Origin of the sequence: Streptomyces sp. NPDC006602 (genome assembly GCF_042870385.1) — a bacterium.
Lineage (GTDB): Bacteria > Actinomycetota > Actinomycetes > Streptomycetales > Streptomycetaceae > Streptomyces.
This window is the reverse complement of sequence record NZ_JBIAHG010000007.1, coordinates 87,783-103,908: the sequence shown is the minus strand read 5'-3', so window position 1 is coordinate 103,908 and position 16,126 is coordinate 87,783. Positions and strand designations below refer to the sequence as shown.

Genomic DNA, 16,126 nt, shown 5'->3' with positions numbered 1-16,126 from the left:
GCGTCGCGGTTGCATTCCGTGGCTCACAGCATCGCGGTCACCGCCGCCCGGAAGCCCTTCGGGTCCTCCACCCAGGGCAGGTGCCCGGCCTCTGGCAACCTCACCCGCCGTACCCGCGGCAACGCCCGCTCCAGCGAGTCCACCGCCGAGCGCGGCCGGATGTCCCGCTCACCGTCGACGATCAGCACGGGCACGTCGAGGGCCTGACAGGCGGCGTACAGCTCGTGCGTGCCCCACGTCTGCTTCCGCTCGGCGTTCAGGGCCTTGTTGCACCCGGAGTTGATCGGGAACCAGGGATCGGCCATCTGCATGGCGTGCTCCGACGCCTGCTCGCGGTCCTCGAACTCGATCGACCACTGGAGGACCGCGCGCTCCCGTTCCTCGTCCTCGGAGAGCCGGGGCAGGTCGGTCAACTCCTGCCAGCGGGCGAGCCGTTCGGGCTGCTCGCCGAGCCGGGCGAGGAAGTTCTCCTTGAACCCGGGGTGCCAGTCGGCGTCCGGGCCGATGCCGGTGCCGCTCACGTAGATCAGCGCGGCGACGTGCTCCGGGTGGGTCAGCGCGTAGCTCAACGCGAGCTGCGCGCCCCAGGAATGGCCGAGCAGCACGGTCCGCTCCAGCCCGAAGTGCCGTCGTACGGCGTCCAGATCCGCCACGAACCGCTCGCTCGTCCAAGGCCCGTCGCACCGCTCGGACCGCCCGCAGCCGCGCTGGTCCCAACGCACCACCGTGGATTGGTCGTCGAGCATCCCGGCCACGTCCTCGAACATGTCCCACAGGCCGGGTCCGCCGTGGCACAGCACCAGGGGGGTGCCCTGCCCCGACCGCGAAGCCCACAGCCGCACGCCGTCGTCGGCGGTCACTGTCTCCCTCATGGTGCAGATTCTGCCGCGCCGCGGGAACACGAACGGGCCAGATCGTCGACCTGGCCCGAACCGTGTGCGGGTGTCAGCCCATGTGCGGGTACGTGTAGTCGGTCGGCGGGACCAGCGTCTCCTTGATGGAGCGGGTCAGCGTCCAGCGCATCAGGTTCTGCGGGGCGCCGGCCTTGTCGTTCGTCCCGGAGGCGCGGCCGCCGCCGAAGGGCTGCTGGCCGACGACGGCGCCGGTCGACTTGTCGTTGATGTAGAAGTTGCCGGCCGCGTAGCGGAGCTTGTCCATCGTGTACGCCGCCGCCGCACGGTCGTTCGCGATGACCGAGCCGGTCAGGGCGTATGCCGACACCGACTCCATCTGCTGAAGCATCGCGTCGTACCGGTCGTCCTCGTAGACGTGCACCGCGAGGAACGGGCCGAAGTACTCGGTCGTGAAGACCTCGTTCTCGGGGTCCGTGCACTCGACGACCGTCGGGCGGACGAAGTAGCCGACCGAGTCGTCGTACGTACCGCCGGCGACGATCGTGCAGGACGGGTCCGCCTCGGCCCGGTCGATCGCGGCCTTGTTCTTGGCGAAGGCACGCTCGTCGATGACGGCGCCGATGAAGTTCGTCAGATCGGTGACGTCACCCATGGCGATGCCGTCGACCTCGGCCGCGAACTCCTCCTTGAAGCCGGAGTTCCAGATCGAGGCCGGGATGTACGCACGCGAGGTGGCCGAGCACTTCTGGCCCTGGTACTCGAAGGCGCCGCGGGTCAGGGCGGTCTTCAGGACGGCACGGTCGGCGCTCGGATGGGCGACGAGGAAGTCCTTGCCGCCCGTCTCGCCGACGATGCGCGGGTAGCCGCGGTACTTCTCGATGTTGTTTCCGACCGTCTTCCACAGGTGCTGGAAGGTCTTGGTCGAGCCGGTGAAGTGGATACCGGCGAGCTCCGGATGGTTCAGCGCCACATCGGAGACGGCGAGGCCGTCGCCCGTGACCAGGTTGATGACGCCCTTGGGCAGCCCGGCCTCTTCGAGGAGCTGCATGAGGAGAACGGCCGCGTGGGTCTGGGTCGGGCTCGGCTTCCACACCACCACGTTGCCCATCAGCGCGGGCGCGGTCGGCAGGTTGCCCGCGATCGCCGTGAAGTTGAACGGCGTGATCGCGTAGACGAAGCCCTCCAGCGGGCGGTGGTCGAGGCGGTTCCAGACGCCCGGGGAGTTGGCCGGGGGCTGCTCGGCGAGCAGGTCACGGGCGTACTTGACGTTGAAGCGCCAGAAGTCGACCAGCTCGCAGGGACAGTCGATCTCGGCCTGCTGGGCCGTCTTGGACTGGCCGAGCATGGTGGAGGCGGCGAGCGTCTCGCGCCAGGGGCCGGCCAGCAGCTCGGCGGCGCGCAGGATGATCGCCGCGCGGTCGTCGAAGGACATCGCACGCCAGGCGGGCGCGGCGGCGAGGGCCGCGTCGACGGCGTCCTGGGCGTCCTGCTGGGTCGCGTTGCCGTACGTGCCGAGAACGGCCTTGTGGTTGTGCGGCTGCGCGACGTCGAAACGCTCACCGCCGCCGAGCCGCTTCTCCCCGCCGATGGTGCAGGGCAGGTCGACCGGGTTCTCGGCCAGCTCCTTCAGCTTGGCCTCCAGCCGGGCACGCTCGGGCGAGCCGGGGGCGTAGCCGTGCACCGGCTCGTTGACGGGGGTGGGGACCTGGGTCACAGCGTCCATGAGCTACCTCTTCCGGGTGAATCCCTGACTTCAGCCCGGGAGAGCCGAAGTCGTATGCGTATGTTGGGCGGCGGTCAGGGCTTGACCGTCACGAACTCGCTGCGGCGAGCGAGTGAGAAGCCCCCACGGGGGCGGAGTCACGTTTTCCGTAACTCCTTTCGGAAACGGGTCGGCTCAGCCGGCCGATGGGCGGTAGCTGCCGCCATCCAGGGTGAACCCGGATGGCGACAGCTACCGCTTACCCCTTGGTGATCATCGAGCGGGCGAAGAAGCGCAGGTTGGCCGGCTTCTCCGCGAGGCGCCGCATGAAGTAGCCGTACCAGTCGGTGCCGTAGGCGGTGTAGACGCGCATCCGGTGGCCCTCCGCCGCGAGCCGCAGGTGCTCGTGGCCGCGGATGCCGTACAGCATCTGGAACTCGTACTCGTCGAGCTTGCGGCCGGCGCGGTGTGCGAGTTCCTGGGCGATGGAGATGAGGCGCGGGTCGTGGGACCCGATCATCGGATACCCCTCGCCCTCCATCAGGACCTTCAGGATCCGGACGTACGCCTTGTCGATCTCGTGTTTGTGCTGGTGGGCGACCTCGGCGGGCTCCTTGTACGCGCCCTTCACCAGCCGTACGCGGCTGCCCGCGGCGGCGAGGCGGCGGGCGTCGGCCTCGGTGCGGAAGAGGTAGGCCTGGATCACGCAGCCGGTCTGCGGGAAGTCCTTCCGCAGCTCCTCGTGGATGGCGAACATCGAGTCGAGGGTGGTGTGGTCCTCCGCGTCGAGCGTGACGGTCGTACCGATGGCGGCGGCGGCCTCGACGACGGGCCGGACGTTCGCGAGCGCGAGCTCGTGCCCGCCCGGCAGAGCCTGGCCGAACATCGACAGCTTCACGGACATCTCGGCGCGGGTGCCGAGCTCCAGCGGCTTCAGCCGGTCCACGAGCTCCAGGTAGGCGTCGCGCGCGGCGGCGGCCTGCTCGGGCGTGGTGATGTCCTCGCCGACGACGTCCATCGTCAGCTCCAGCCCCCTGTCCGTCAGCTCCCGGACGATCGGCACGATCTCGTCGACGGTCTCACCCGGGATGAAGCGCTCGACGACCTGCTTGGTCACCGGGGCCGCGGAGATCAGCCGTCGGATCCGGTCACTGCGCGACGCGGCGAGAATCACGGGACCCAGCACGGGGCACCTCCACATACCAACCCGGACGAGGCCGATACCCGACGATTCGGGAACGGCACGGAGAACCACCGTGAAACCTAAGGATCCCTCCGATCGTCTGCCATCGACAGCTGTCACGCATCCGTCCCGCAGATCTCAGACAGATGTATGAAGAGGCGGCCGTCATACGCGAGAATGCCTGGGTGACGTCCGATTCCAAAGGTGACTACCAGGAGCTGGTCGACGAGATCTCGGAGCTCCTGGGCGCCCCGGCGACGCTGGAGAACCGGGACTTCGAGCTGATCGCCTTCGGCGCGTACGACAGCGAGGGCGAGCTCGACGCCTCCGCACTGGACCCGGTGCGCACCCGCTCGATCCTGACCCGCCGCTCGACGCCCGCGGTCCGGACCTGGTTCGAGGGCTTCGGCATCACCCGCGCGACCGGCCCGGTCCGCATCCCGCCGACCCCGGAGGCGGGCGTGTACCGGGGGCGGATCTGCCTCCCCGTACGTCATCGGGGCGTCGTCCTCGGCTACGTCTGGCTGCTGGACGACGACCCCGGCCCGACGGATCGGCAACTGGCCGCGGCCATGGAGGTGACGACCCGCATCGGCGCGCTGCTCGCGGACGAGGCGCAGCACGGGGCGGATCTGAGCAGGGAGCTGCGGGCGGTCCTCACCGCCGAGCGGGACTGGCAGCGCGACATGGCCGTCGCCGAACTCCGCACGGCCCTCGGCCCTCGCGCGGAGACCCTCCACACGGTGGTGTGCGTGGCTCCCTGGCCCTCGGCCGACCCGGACGACGCCCCTTCGGTCCGTACTGTGCCGGGGGCGACCGCGCTGTGCACGGTGCCGTGGGGGACGGCGGCCCACTGTCTCGCCCTGCTGGTACGGCTACGCTCGGCGGACGTCCTGACCCCGGCGACTTCGGCGGCGGGGCGGCTGCTGGAGCAGGCCCACGGCCAGGCGGCGCGCGGGGACACAGGGGTGGCGGCCGGTATCGCGCCCGCCCGCGCCGGCCTGGTGGAGCTGGGCACGGCCTGGCGAGAGGCGTCGGCCGCGGCCCGGGCGGCCCTGGCGGAGCCCCGGTTCGGGCCGGTCGCGCGATGGTCGTCCATCGGCCCGTACCGCCTGCTGACCGCACTCCCCCCGGAGACGGCCCACGACCCCGCCGTACGCACCCTCCTCTCCCCCGCCCACCGTGAACTCGCCCGCACCGCCGAGGTCTACCTCGACTGCGCGGGCCAGGCCGGCCGCACAGCCGCCGAACTGGGCATCCACCGCCAGACGCTCTACTACCGGCTGTCGCGGGTCGAGCAGCTCACGGGCCTCGACCTGGACGACGGCGAGGACCGGCTGCTGCTGCACATGGCGTTGAAGGGGGCACGGCTGTAGGCATGCCGCTGCTGCCGAGGACGCGCTTCGATCTGCGCCGGCAGCCTGCCATGTGCTGGCATGTGCCGGTATTCACTGGTCCTCGGTCGGAGGCCAGGTCTTCCAGACCTGTTCGAGGCGGTCGTAGGCGTCGTCGAACCAGGAGTCGGCGAAAGGTACCGTCACGGTCACTGTTGTCAGAGTCGACACATCGTCCCTGACAGTGACGCAGAGTCGCTCTTCGGCCTCGTCGCGTTCGATGGAGAGGGCGGGGCCTCGTCCGGCCTCACGCCAGGTGACGGCCGGTTCCCCGGCGTCGAGCGCGTCGAGACATTGCTGCCATTCGGACAAGTCAGCAGAAAACACCCAGGCATTGAGGGTTCCGCTGATGAACGGCGTGTCGACCACGAACTCGCCCGTCAGCACGTCGGGCACGCGCGCCCCTCGCCGCGTCTCCCTTCCCGTGATCCGAAGGACGACGCTGTTGCCTCCGCCGACCAGGCGGATCAGGTCGATCGGCCCTTCAGCCATCGTTGCACCTTCCGAGACGCTCGTAGTGGCCGAATCCTATCCCTGCAGGTGAACGGCAGGCCGGCGACCGTGAATCCTCGAAGCCGGCATCGGTGAGTGAGTCTCAGACGTCTCAGACGCGATTTCCGGAGCCGGCGCGAAAAACGGCTCGGGCACGAGGGCGGCGACGGAGAAAGGCTCGAACTCGGGGTCCGTCACCACCCGGTGAATGAACTCGGGTGTGGCCATGGCCGAAGCCCCACGGGATCAGCCCCACCTGGCCGGGCCGGTACATCCTGTACGGCGCGTACAGCGGGTCGTCACCCTCAACAGGAGCGTCGGTGCTGAGACTCTGCCAGGTGGTGGCGAGGTCGAAGGCTCCCCCGGGAGCGACGGAAAGGATCTGCAGGAAGTCGGAGAAGCGCCCCTTGCCGAAGACCGCGGCGAGGCGCTTGTAGTCCTCGGGTAGCGACAGACCGAGACGTTCCTCGGTCTCACCCCAGGACACCTCCGCCCGACGCGGCTCCCAGTGGGTGACTTTCACCAGTCGATCGATCACTTCATCGCACCGCTCTTTCTCGCAGGGCTGCTCACCCAGGCATCGATGAGCCCGCACGCCACGACTCCCGTCACCAGAAACGTGGCCGTCGCTGACAGCAGCGTGACCTCGTAGTACGACGGGGGAGTCAGCCGGGCGACGGCGTACGCGGCACCGGCACCCGCCATGAGGGCGCAGGCGAGCCGCCCCGCGAGCTGGAGGCTGCCACGGAGGCGCCCCGAGTCGGAGGCGCCCTCCGTCTCGGCCGGCGCCTCCCGCCAGGCGCACCCGCACGCGACCGCCGCCATCAGCAGGCCGGCCCCCGCCGCCAGTAGTGGCGACCCGAACATGACTCCGTAGCGCACCACCAGCGCCGGTACGAAGAAGAGCGCCAGCCCGTGGCGCAGGGCCTGCCCTACGAACGTCAGCGTCAGGCCGGCGTCGGAACGGGGTGACACGCGGGACGCGGCCAGGCGGAGGCCGGTCAGTGCGGCAGCAGCCGCCCCCGCGAGCGGCAGACGGTCGTCCAACCGCCCCAGGTTGTACAGCAGCGCGGTGTCGTACACGACCAGGACCAGTACGCCCAGGGTGCCCAGCGAGCCGATGAACAGCAGCAGTCCGCCCACGGAGGCGGGCGTCCGGGACACTCCGGTGTCGCGCGCCGCCCAGCGGGCCAGGACGAGCGGTGTGAGTACGGCGGAGGCCGCCCGCACGACCAGGTCATCGACCGTGTACGGATTGCGCAGGTCCCATTCGACCAGGCAGAACACGGCCGTGTACGACACCGACGCGAGCGGCAGCAGCGTGGAGCGGGCGATCCGCCGGTACAGGTCGGCGTCGAGCCAGCGCACCACCGTCGCGAACGCCAGCAGAACGAAGGGGAGTTCGAGGAAGGCCTGTACGCGCAGCACGGACGGGGCCAGGAGCTGCGGCGCCGGGAAGCTGTCCGCCAGGCGGCGCAGACCGGGATTCGCCGAGGCCAGGTCGAACCACCCGGCCGGCAGGTAGCGCGCGATGAACGACGGGTCCCCGGCGTGCACGCGCAGCACGTACACCGTGAACAGCACCTGGTTGACGTAGACCAGGCCCGTCACGACCGCCAGCGCTACGAGCGGGGACACGGAGCGGCGCGCCGCCCCGACCGAGTCGGGGCGGCGGGCCAGGACGCGCGGAGCGAGCGCGAGGGCCACTGCGGCCGACGCGATCACCAGGGCGTCCACGAATAGCTTCACGGTCATCAGATGTGGAGGTACACCTTGCACTGCGTGCCCGTCGGGTGGACGAGAACACCGATGTACTCGTTCCGGCCTTCTGGGCGAATGTACCGGTCGTCCTTGTCGTCGTCGGACCAGCCGTGGCCCCTCGCAAAGCGCGAGTTGTTCGACGAACGCACCGCCTTCCCCATCGAACTCGCCGCCGTCGCTTGACACGTTGGCACCGTGAGGTGTCTGGCGCATCCTCACCAAACTGCGCTGTCACCCCGTTACGCGACCACGCTACTGCGGGCTCTGCTCGTCCTCACGAACCTCGAAGTCACGCGCTGACAGACGATCTTCGGAGCAGACAACTGGCCGCGGCCAGCACGAGTGCAAGGTCATCGACTCACACCAGCCCCGAGGACCTGGGAGTTCGAAGTTGGCTTCATTGGATGTCGAGCACCGGACTGTGTCGGACGTCGCTGCGACAGACGAAGACCCGAAGCTCACCGAAGCGGCCCACCTCAGCGCCTGTCGGCGCGAAGCTCAGGGCCCGGCTGGTGTCGATGGCCGCCGAACAGAACGTGGCCGTCGTCGCGGTCGACCCCGCCTACACCAGCCGCTGGGGCGCCCAGCACTGGCAGAACCCCCTGACCACACCGACTCGCAAGATTTCCCGGCACGATGCGGCGAGCATCGCGGTCGGGCGACGCGCCCTCGGGCATCCGATCCGGCGACGGACGACACCGCCCCACTCCGACCAGAGCGATCGTGGTGGGCATCGGATCGCCCAGGCCCGACCGGACACCCGCAGGCGTGAGGAAACCCGCCCCCACCCGCCCGGACCGCGCACCAGATGCGCTGCGCCCGGTAGTGGAGCGAAAGCGGGCGACCAGCCTGCCCAACACCGTTCGGGGCAGCGCCACCGAGCAGCAGTCCTGGCAACAGGACTCGCTCCCGCTCAGTGTTTAGGAACGGTTGTACTGCTCCTTGGCGGGGTCGGCCGCGTCGGCTTGTCGATGCCGGTGAACTCGGACGTGTCGTCGGAGCCGTAGGCGGTGTAGCCGTACGTCGCCTTCGTGTCGCCGTTCTTGTCCGTCAGGGTCTCGACGTCGGTGTGGCCGTTGTAGCCGTAGTAGCCGTCCTCGGTCGTGCCGTCGCTGTTGTGCTTGACCTGCGACAGGCGTTCGCCCCACGGGCTGTATTGGTAGGACTTGGTCAGCTCACCGGCGACCTTCTCGTCCAGGATCTCACTGGACAGGCCCAGGTACTCGAAGTCGGTGGTCTTGCCGTCCGCCATCTTCGACGCGGTGCGACCCAGCGGGCGAGAAGGGCGGCCAGGCCCGCTGCACGGTCGCCGTCCGCGGCCGGCACGTCCAGAGCGCCACCGCCACCGGCACCTTCGGCCGCGCAACCTGCTCCGGCACCCTGCCCGGCACGGCGGCGACCGGGAGCTGACGGCGCACCCCGAGGCCGGCGCCATGAGGCCGGTACCCCGACCGCGCCCAGCGCGCGGTCACCGGAAGCAATTATTGAAAACGATTGTCATCATGCTACGGTCGGCGCATTCTCTCTTGACCACCCCTTTACCCGGAGGGTCCCGTGCGCCTGCCCGCCCACCGCCTGCTCCCCGCCACCGCCCTCACGGCCGCCTCCGCCCTGCTCACCGGCTGCTTCGCCGGTGCGGAGTCGGCCACGGACGACGCCGGGGGCGGCAAGCGCATACGGGTCGCGATGATGCAGCCTCCGCGTTCGGGGCTGTCCCCGCTCTCCGACGACGCGTTCAAGCTGTCGCGCTGGTCGACCGCCGAGACGCTCGTGACGCTGGACGAGGACGGTGACGCCGAGCCCGCGCTGGCGACCAGGTGGACGCGATCGGGGAAGAGTTGGACCTTCACCCTCAGAGACGGCGTCACCTTCCACGACGGTACGGACCTCACCGCCGAGGACGTCGTCCGCTCGCTCACCGAGGCCGTCGGCGCCTCCCCCAAGCCGCGCATCCTCGACGGCGTCGAGCTGACGGCGAAGGCCGAGGGCGCGGACACGGTCGTCGTCACCACCGGCGGCGAGGACCCTCTCGTCCCACAGCGGCTCAGCTCGCCGCAGTTGTCGATCCTCGCGGCGAAGGCGTACGACGGAAAGACCGTCAGCCCCGTCGGCGCCGGCACCGGCCCCTTCGAGCTGACCCAGGTCAACGGCACCTCGTCGGCCGCCCTCGACCGCTACAACGACTACTGGGGCGACAAGGCCAAGTCCCCCGGAATCGACGTGAGTTTCGTGCCGGACAGCACCGCTCGTGCCGCCGCCCTGCGCAGCGGCGAGGTCGACATCGTCGAGGCGGTGCCCGTGTCGCAGGCCGCGCTGCTCGACGAGGACCTGATCACCGAGGTCCCGATGCCGCGCACCAACACGCTGTACCTGAACACCGAGAACGGCGTCTTCAAGGACGCCTCACTGCGCGCCGCCGCCCGTGCGGCGATCGACGCCGAGTCGATCGTGAAGGGCGTGTACGAGGGGCGCGCGGACGTGGCCGAAGGGCTGCTGGGGCCCGCGCTGCCGTGGGCGGCCGAACTGCGCACGCCGGTGTCCCGCACCAAGACGGGCGCCCCGGCCGGGAAGACCATCACCATCGGGACCTTCACCGACCGTGCCGAACTCCCCGAGGTCGCGGCCGTCCTCCAGCAGCAGCTCCAGAAGGCCGGCTTCAAGGTGAAGCTGGACGTCCGCGAGTACGCCAACATCGAATCCGACGCGCTGGCAGGCGAGTTCGACGCGTTCGTCCTCTCCCGGGCCACCGTGCTCGACTCCGGTGACCCGGCCGCATACCTCTTCAGCGACTTCGCCTCCGACGGCTCCTTCAACATCTCCCAGCTCGCGAACGCGACCGTGGACAAGGCCCTGACGAAGGCGAGCGGCATCCAGGCCGGCGAGGCCCGGCGCAAGGCCGTCATCGCGGCCGAGGCCGCCGTGCTCGCCACCGACGCGGCCGTGCCGATGCTGCACGAGCGGGTGATCCAGGGCGACGCCGCCGGAGTCGTCGACGCCGCCCACGACCCCCGCGAGCGGGAGCTGGTCACGGCGGACACCCACGTCAAGTGAAGCTCCGCACCAGAGCGGCCGGGGCGACCCGGGCCCTCTCCCTTCTCGCCGTCCTGACAACCGTCGGTCTGCTGCCGTGGCTCTCCGGCCGGGACCCGGCCCTGGCGGTCCTGCGCGCCCGCTCCGCCGAGCAGGAGCCGACCAAGGAGGCCCTGGACTCCGTACGGCAGGATCTCGGGCTGGACGCGGGTCCCCTTTCCCTGCTGGGGACCTGGGCGTCGGACCTGCTGCGCGGGGACCTCGGCACGTCCTGGGTCTCCGGCACCGACGTCCTGCCGTCCGTGACGTCCGGGCTCCAGGTGTCGCTCGCGCTGATGGGCGCGGCCTTCGCCATCGCGCTGCTGCTGGCGTGCGCGCTGGTCGCGCCCGTGCTGGTGCGGGGGCGCGGGTCGGCGGGGGCGTGGGCCGCGATGGCGGCGGCGCTGCCGGAGTTCCTGCTGGCCACCGTCGCGTTGCTGGTGTGCGGGGTGTGGCTGGGGTGGCTGCCGACGTCCGGCTGGCTGGGACCCGAGTACATGGTGCTGCCCGCGTTCGCCCTCGGCGTCCCGGCGGGCGGTCTGCTCGGCCGGCTGGTCGCGGAAGCGCTGCCGGCCGTGCTGGACGAGCGGTGGGTGGAGCTGTGGCGGGGGGCCGGAGTCAGCCGTAGGAGCATCTCGGCGGCCGCCCTCAAGCGCGTACTGCCGCCGCTTGTACCGCAGTTCGGGATGGTGGCCGTGGGGCTGACGGGCGGCGCGGTCGCCGTCGAGACCGTGTTCGCGGTGCCGGGCATCGGCCGTACGGCGCTCGGTGCGGCCAAGTCGCAGGACCTGCCGCTGCTCCAGGGCGCGGTCCTGGCCCTGCTGCTGCTCGGTCTGGTCGCGGGCGCGGTGGCGGCGCTCGTACGGCGTCGGCTGCTGGGCCCGGCTCTGCGTGACGCCGGGCTGTCGCTGCCACCGGTGCGGCCGGTCCGTACCCACCCGGCGATCCCGTTGACCCTGCTCACAGTGCTCACCGTGACGATCGGCCGGGGCCTGCTGCGCGACCCGTACACCGTGGACACGACCGTCCGCCTGGCCGCGCCCTCCTGGTCGCACCCGCTCGGCACCGACGGCCTCGGCCGGGACGTGCTGGCCCGGCTCGGGCACGGCGCGGCCCCGACGGTCGGCACGGCGGCGGCCGTCTGCCTGTTGAGCCTGCTGGTCGCGCTGGCGCTCGGCTTCCTGCCCGGCGTCGCGGCCGGCGCGGCGGACATCGCCAACGCGCTGCCCCCGGTGATCGTCGGCATCCTGGTCGCCGCGGCGGCCGGACCCGGGACCGGCGGGGCGGCCCTCGCGGTCGCGCTGATCTCCTGGCCGCCGCTGGCCGCACACGCGGCGGCGCTGGTGCAGGAGGTCCGGGCGTCCTCCTTCCTCACCGCCCAACGGGCCATCGGCGCATCCCCGTGGTGGATCCTCACCCGGCACGTCCTCCCGTCGGTGGCCGCGCCCGTCGCCCGGCACGCCCTCCTCCGGCTGCCCGGCATGGCCCTCGCCCTGGCCTCCCTCGGCTTCCTGGGCCTGGGCGCGCAGCCGCCCGCCCCCGAGTGGGGTCTGCTCCTCGACGAGTCCCGCGCCTACGTGGAACGCGCCCCGTGGGCGGCCCTCGCCCCGGCGGTGGCACTGGCCCTGCTGGCAGGGCTGGCGGTGTCCGGAGCGGCGTACGCGCAGGGCCGTCGCAGCACCCGGCGGGTCACGACGAAGCGCGTCAAGAAGAAGGAGGCCCTCGTTGCAGCCTGAACCACTGCTCTCGGTACGTGATCTCCGCATCGCCTTCGACGGCGTCGAGGCCGTCCGCGGTCTGTCCTTCGACGTCCGGCCGCGCGAAGTCCTCGCCGTCGTCGGCGAGTCCGGCGCGGGGAAGTCCCTCACCGCCCGCGCGCTCCTTGGCATGCTGCCGCCGGGCGCGACGGCCGGCGGCAGCATCCGGCTGCGCGGCGAGACCGACCTCGTGGCCCAGCGAGGCCGCCGTATCGCCCTCGTCCCGCAGGACGCCCTCTCCGCCCTCTCCCCCGTGCACCGGGTGGGCGACCAACTCGCCGCCGCCGTACGGTCGGTGACCGGCGTGTCCCGCAAGGAGGCCCGGGCCCGGGCGGTCGCCGCGCTCGACCGCGTCGGCATCCCGGACGCCGCACGCAAGGCCCGCGCCTACCCGCACGAGTTCTCCGGCGGCATGCGACAGCGCGCGGTGATCGCCATGGCGACCATCAACGAACCCGACGTCCTCGTCGCCGACGAACCGACCACCGCCCTCGACGAGGAGCGCCGGGACCAGGTACTCCGGGTGCTCGGCGAGCAGCGCGAGGCGCTCGGGGCGGCGCTCGTCCTGGTCACCCACGACCTGGACGTCGTACGCCAGCACGCGGACCGCGCGCTGGTGATGTACGCCGGACGCCTGACCGAACTCGGCCCGGCCCAGGATGTGTTGACCCGACCGTCGGCCCCCTACACGGCGGGCCTGATGGCATCCCTCCCCAAGTACGCCCCCGGCGGCTCCCGCCTGCCCACCCTCCCCGGCACACCGCCCGCCCCCGGCGCGCTCCCACCGGGCTGCGCCTTCGCCCCGCGCTGCCCGCTCGCGGCGGACACCTGCCACCACGAGGAGCCGGAGCCGCGCCCGGTGGGCGAACGGCTGGTCGCCTGCCACCGGTCGGCCGAAGTGCCGTACCCATCCGTCGAGTTGTTCCTGGAGAAGCCGCATGCCTCTTCTTGACGTCCGCGACCTCGTCGTCCGCTACGGCCAGGTCACGGCGGTGGACCACGTCTCCTTCACGCTGCACACGGGAGAGACCCTCGCCCTCAACGGCCCCTCCGGCTGCGGCAAGTCCTCCACCGCGCTGGCCGTGCTCCAGCTGCGCCGCCCGGACAGCGGCGAAGTGCACTTTGAGGGAAGGGAGTTGACGAGACTCCCCGAACGCGAACTTAGGCCGCTGCGCCCGCGCATGCAGCCCGTCTTCCAGGATCCGTACGGCTCCCTCAGCCCCCGCCACCGCATCCGCGACGCCGTCGCGGAACCGCTGAAGGTCCAGGGCCGCTGGAGTGCGGAAGCCGGCCCCGCCCGCGTGGCCGAACTCCTCGACCGGGTCGGCCTCGACCCCTCCTACGGCGACCGCCACCCGCACGAACTCTCCGGCGGCCAGTGTCAGCGCGCCGGCATCGCCCGCGCACTCGCCTCCGAGCCACGCCTGCTGGTCCTCGACGAACCGGTGTCGGCCCTCGACCCGTCCGTGCGGGCCGGCGTGTTGAACCTGCTCGCCGACCTCCAGCAGGAGCTCGGGCTCGGCTACCTGTTCATCTGCCACGACCGGGCGGTCGTGCGGCACTTCGCGGACCGAGTCCTGGAGATGCGGGACGGGCAGGTCAGCCCTTCGTGACGCCGGCGATCACCTGGCGCAGCCCCTCGGCGAGCTGCTCCGCGCCGGGTGCGGTCTTCGGATCGAAGGTCCACTGCGCGATGAGGCCGGTCATCAGGGTCACGTAGAACATGCCGAGGGTGTCCACCGTCTCGTCCGAGACGTCCTCCTCGCGGCCGCCCATGAGCAGCGGGACGAGTCCGCGCGCGGCCTCCCGCTGGGCCAGGGCCAGGTGATCGCGCACCTCGGGCAGCTGGTCACCCATGACCACGATCTCCATGCTGAGGTGCCAGAGCGAACCGGGCTCCCGCATGGTGGCGATGATGTTCGACCACACCTCCTGGAACCGTTCGAAAGAGCCGGGCTCCGTGGTCAGGCCGGCCGGGTCCTCCCCCTCGAAGGCATCGCCCATCCCCTCGACCAGCGACACGTACGCCTGAGCCAGCAACGCGTCCTTCGACCCGTAGTGGTAGCCGATGGACGCAAGGTTCGTCCCCGACTCCTTCACGATGTCGCGCGCCGTCGTACGCGCGAACCCCTTCTGCAGCAGGCAGCGCTTGGCGCCTTCGAGCAGATCCTCACGGTGTCCCATGTCCAGCAGCCTACCCCCATCCATACAACCGTCCTAGACGTCTGACTTATACAGCCGTACTAGACAAGCGTTTAATACGCTCGTACAGTCCTCGGCATGACGAACTCGACGAGTACTTCCGCGGGCTCCCTGGCCGGGCGCCGCGAATGGACCGCCCTCGCCGTGCTGATGCTTCCGCTGCTCCTGGTCTCCATGGACGTCTCGGTGCTCTACTTCGCCATCCCGGCGATCAGCGCGGACCTGGAGCCGAGCGGCACCCAGCAACTGTGGATTTTCGACATCTACGGCTTCGTGCTGGCCGGCCTGCTGATGACGATGGGCTCCCTCGGCGACCGCATCGGCCGCCGTCGGCTGCTGCTGATCGGCGCCGCGGCCTTCGGCACCGCCTCCCTGGTGGCGGCGTACGCGAACAGCGCCGAGACCCTGATCGCGGCCCGTGCGGTCCTCGGCATCGGCGGCGCGACCCTCATGCCGTCGACGATGGCGCTGGTCCGCACGATGTTCACCGACCCCACGCAGCGCGCGAAGGCGGTCGGTCTGTGGTCCGGCGTGATGACGGCCGGGATCGCGCTCGGCTCGGTGATGAGCGGTGTGCTCGTCGAACACTTCTGGTGGGGCTCGGTCTTCCTGGTCAACCTGCCCGCGATGGTGCTGCTCCTGGTCCTCGGCCCGTTCCTGCTCCCCGAGTCGAAGAGCCCGAACCCCGGACGCTTCGACCTGCTGAGCGTTCCGCTCTCCATGGCGGCGGTCCTGCCCGTGATCTACGGCCTGAAGGAGATCCCGTCCGAGGGCTGGAACGTGCGGTACGTCATGTCGGTGACCGTCGGCCTGCTCTTCGCCGCGCTGTTCGTCCAGCGCCAGCGCACCACGGCCTCCCCGCTCATCTCGCCGGCCCTGTTCCGCACACCCGGCTTCACCCCGGCGGTCGTCCTCAACCTCGTCTCCGCCTTCGGGATGATGGGGTCGGCCTACTTCACCACGCAGTACCTCCAGTCGGTCCTCGACAAGAGCGCTCTGGAGGCCGCGCTGTGGAGCCTGCTTCCCTCCGTGCTCATCGGCGTCGCGGGGCCGCTCACGGCCCTGCTCGCGCAGCGGGGCGTGAGCCGCGCCCACCTCGTCGCCGGGGGCTTCGCGCTCAGCGCGGGCGGCTACGCGCTGCTGGCCCTGGTGGACACGGACTCCCTCTGGCTGCTGCTGGCCGCCTGCGGCGTCCTGGCCTCCGGCGCCGTCGCCGTGATGTCCCAGCTGACCGACCTGGCCATGAGCACGGCCCCGGTCGAGAAGGCGGGCGCGGCCTCGTCGCTCCTGGAGACCGGCACCGAGTTCGGCGGTGCTCTGAGCATGGCCGTCCTGGGCGCGATCGGTACGGCGATCTACCGCCACGACATGCCGGCCCCGGCCCCGGCTCCGGCCCGCGAGACGCTGGGCGGGGCGCTCGCCGCGGCCGACCGGGTGCCGGGCCTGGCGACGGCGGCCCGAGAGGCGTTCACCAGCGGGATGCAGGCGGCGTCGATCGCGGGAACGGTCGCCCTCGCCGGGGCGGCGGTGCTGGCGGGGGTGACGCTGCGGCGGGTTCGGGTGCGGGAGGTGGCTCAGGAGCCGGAGAAGATGGCGGTCTGAGGAACCTCACGCACAAAACGCCGGACGGGCTGAGAAACCTCAGCCCGTCCGGCGTTCTCCGGTACGAGAACCGCTCAGTTCCCAGCCCGTCCGGCGTTTGAGGACGAGCC

13 protein-coding genes and 2 pseudogenes are annotated in these 16,126 nt (G+C 71.1%); 7 read left to right on the top strand and 8 right to left on the bottom strand.

Going from position 1 to position 16,126, the window contains the following annotated elements:
- Positions 1-23: 23 nt before the first annotated feature.
- The 3 genes from ACFYO2_RS20295 to ACFYO2_RS20285 all read right to left on the bottom strand — a co-directional run bounded on the left by ACFYO2_RS20295 (position 24) and on the right by ACFYO2_RS20285 (position 3,742).
- Positions 24-872 carry an alpha/beta fold hydrolase gene (locus tag ACFYO2_RS20295; RefSeq protein ID WP_388350630.1) on the bottom strand — a complete coding sequence of 283 codons (849 nt, stop codon included), beginning with the start codon at positions 870-872 and terminating at the stop codon, positions 24-26.
- Positions 873-945: 73 nt separating this feature from the next.
- On the bottom strand, positions 946-2,577 hold the full coding sequence (pruA, locus tag ACFYO2_RS20290; protein ID WP_388350627.1) for an L-glutamate gamma-semialdehyde dehydrogenase: 1,632 nt from the start codon (positions 2,575-2,577) through the stop codon (positions 946-948).
- Positions 2,578-2,815: 238 nt separating this feature from the next.
- The gene (locus tag ACFYO2_RS20285) at positions 2,816-3,742 is read right to left on the bottom strand and encodes a proline dehydrogenase family protein (protein WP_388350624.1); all 927 of its coding nucleotides are present in this window, start codon (positions 3,740-3,742) and stop codon (positions 2,816-2,818) included.
- Positions 3,743-3,906: 164 nt separating this feature from the next.
- Here ACFYO2_RS20285 and ACFYO2_RS20280 point away from each other — a divergent pair, with 164 nt between their 5' ends.
- Positions 3,907-5,115, top strand: a complete 1,209-nt coding sequence (locus ACFYO2_RS20280; RefSeq protein WP_388351276.1) for a PucR family transcriptional regulator — start codon at positions 3,907-3,909, stop codon at positions 5,113-5,115.
- 72 nt (positions 5,116-5,187) lie between these two features.
- On the opposite strand, the gene ACFYO2_RS20275 is transcribed toward ACFYO2_RS20280, so the two are convergent.
- The 3 genes from ACFYO2_RS20275 to ACFYO2_RS20265 all read right to left on the bottom strand — a co-directional run bounded on the left by ACFYO2_RS20275 (position 5,188) and on the right by ACFYO2_RS20265 (position 7,380).
- Positions 5,188-5,625, bottom strand: coding sequence for a DUF5959 family protein (locus tag ACFYO2_RS20275; RefSeq protein WP_388350621.1), 438 nt, complete (start codon positions 5,623-5,625; stop codon positions 5,188-5,190).
- 112 nt (positions 5,626-5,737) lie between these two features.
- Entirely contained in the window at positions 5,738-6,163 is a 426-nt protein-coding gene (locus ACFYO2_RS20270; protein ID WP_388350619.1) for a hypothetical protein, read from the bottom strand.
- Positions 6,160-7,380 carry a hypothetical protein gene (locus ACFYO2_RS20265; protein WP_388350616.1) on the bottom strand — a complete coding sequence of 407 codons (1,221 nt, stop codon included), beginning with the start codon at positions 7,378-7,380 and terminating at the stop codon, positions 6,160-6,162. Before ACFYO2_RS20265 ends, ACFYO2_RS20270 begins: the two co-directional genes overlap by 4 nt.
- Positions 7,381-7,877: 497 nt before the next feature.
- Between ACFYO2_RS20265 and ACFYO2_RS20260 the strand changes: the two are divergent.
- Positions 7,878-8,310, top strand: a pseudogene (locus ACFYO2_RS20260) (IS200/IS605 family accessory protein TnpB-related protein); the annotation flags it as partial.
- A 5-nt stretch (positions 8,311-8,315) separates the two neighbouring features.
- Here ACFYO2_RS20260 and ACFYO2_RS20255 read toward each other — a convergent pair.
- A pseudogene (locus ACFYO2_RS20255) lies at positions 8,316-8,662 on the bottom strand (hypothetical protein); the annotation flags it as partial.
- A gap of 278 nt (positions 8,663-8,940) precedes the next feature.
- On the opposite strand from ACFYO2_RS20255, the gene ACFYO2_RS20250 reads away from it, so the two are divergent.
- Genes ACFYO2_RS20250 through ACFYO2_RS20235 form a run of 4 tightly spaced genes read left to right on the top strand, consistent with a single transcriptional unit; the run spans position 8,941 to position 13,825 of the window.
- The gene (locus ACFYO2_RS20250) at positions 8,941-10,437 is read left to right on the top strand and encodes an ABC transporter substrate-binding protein (protein ID WP_388350614.1); all 1,497 of its coding nucleotides are present in this window, start codon (positions 8,941-8,943) and stop codon (positions 10,435-10,437) included.
- Positions 10,434-12,191, top strand: a complete 1,758-nt coding sequence (locus ACFYO2_RS20245; protein WP_388350612.1) for an ABC transporter permease subunit — start codon at positions 10,434-10,436, stop codon at positions 12,189-12,191. The genes ACFYO2_RS20250 and ACFYO2_RS20245 overlap by 4 nt, the downstream gene beginning before the upstream one ends.
- Positions 12,181-13,164, top strand: coding sequence for an ABC transporter ATP-binding protein (locus ACFYO2_RS20240; protein ID WP_388350609.1), 984 nt, complete (start codon positions 12,181-12,183; stop codon positions 13,162-13,164). Before ACFYO2_RS20245 ends, ACFYO2_RS20240 begins: the two co-directional genes overlap by 11 nt.
- Positions 13,151-13,825, top strand: coding sequence for an ATP-binding cassette domain-containing protein (locus ACFYO2_RS20235; RefSeq protein WP_388350607.1), 675 nt, complete (start codon positions 13,151-13,153; stop codon positions 13,823-13,825). Before ACFYO2_RS20240 ends, ACFYO2_RS20235 begins: the two co-directional genes overlap by 14 nt.
- Here the strand turns inward: ACFYO2_RS20235 and ACFYO2_RS20230 are convergent.
- Positions 13,812-14,396 (bottom strand): TetR/AcrR family transcriptional regulator, encoded by a 585-nt coding sequence (locus tag ACFYO2_RS20230; RefSeq protein WP_388350604.1) that lies wholly within the window; start codon positions 14,394-14,396, stop codon positions 13,812-13,814. The genes ACFYO2_RS20235 and ACFYO2_RS20230 overlap by 14 nt on opposite strands.
- A 96-nt stretch (positions 14,397-14,492) precedes the next feature.
- On the opposite strand from ACFYO2_RS20230, the gene ACFYO2_RS20225 reads away from it, so the two are divergent.
- Complete coding sequence (locus tag ACFYO2_RS20225) at positions 14,493-16,016, top strand: MFS transporter (protein WP_388350602.1); 1,524 nt, start codon at positions 14,493-14,495, stop codon at positions 16,014-16,016.
- Positions 16,017-16,126 lie beyond the last annotated feature (110 nt).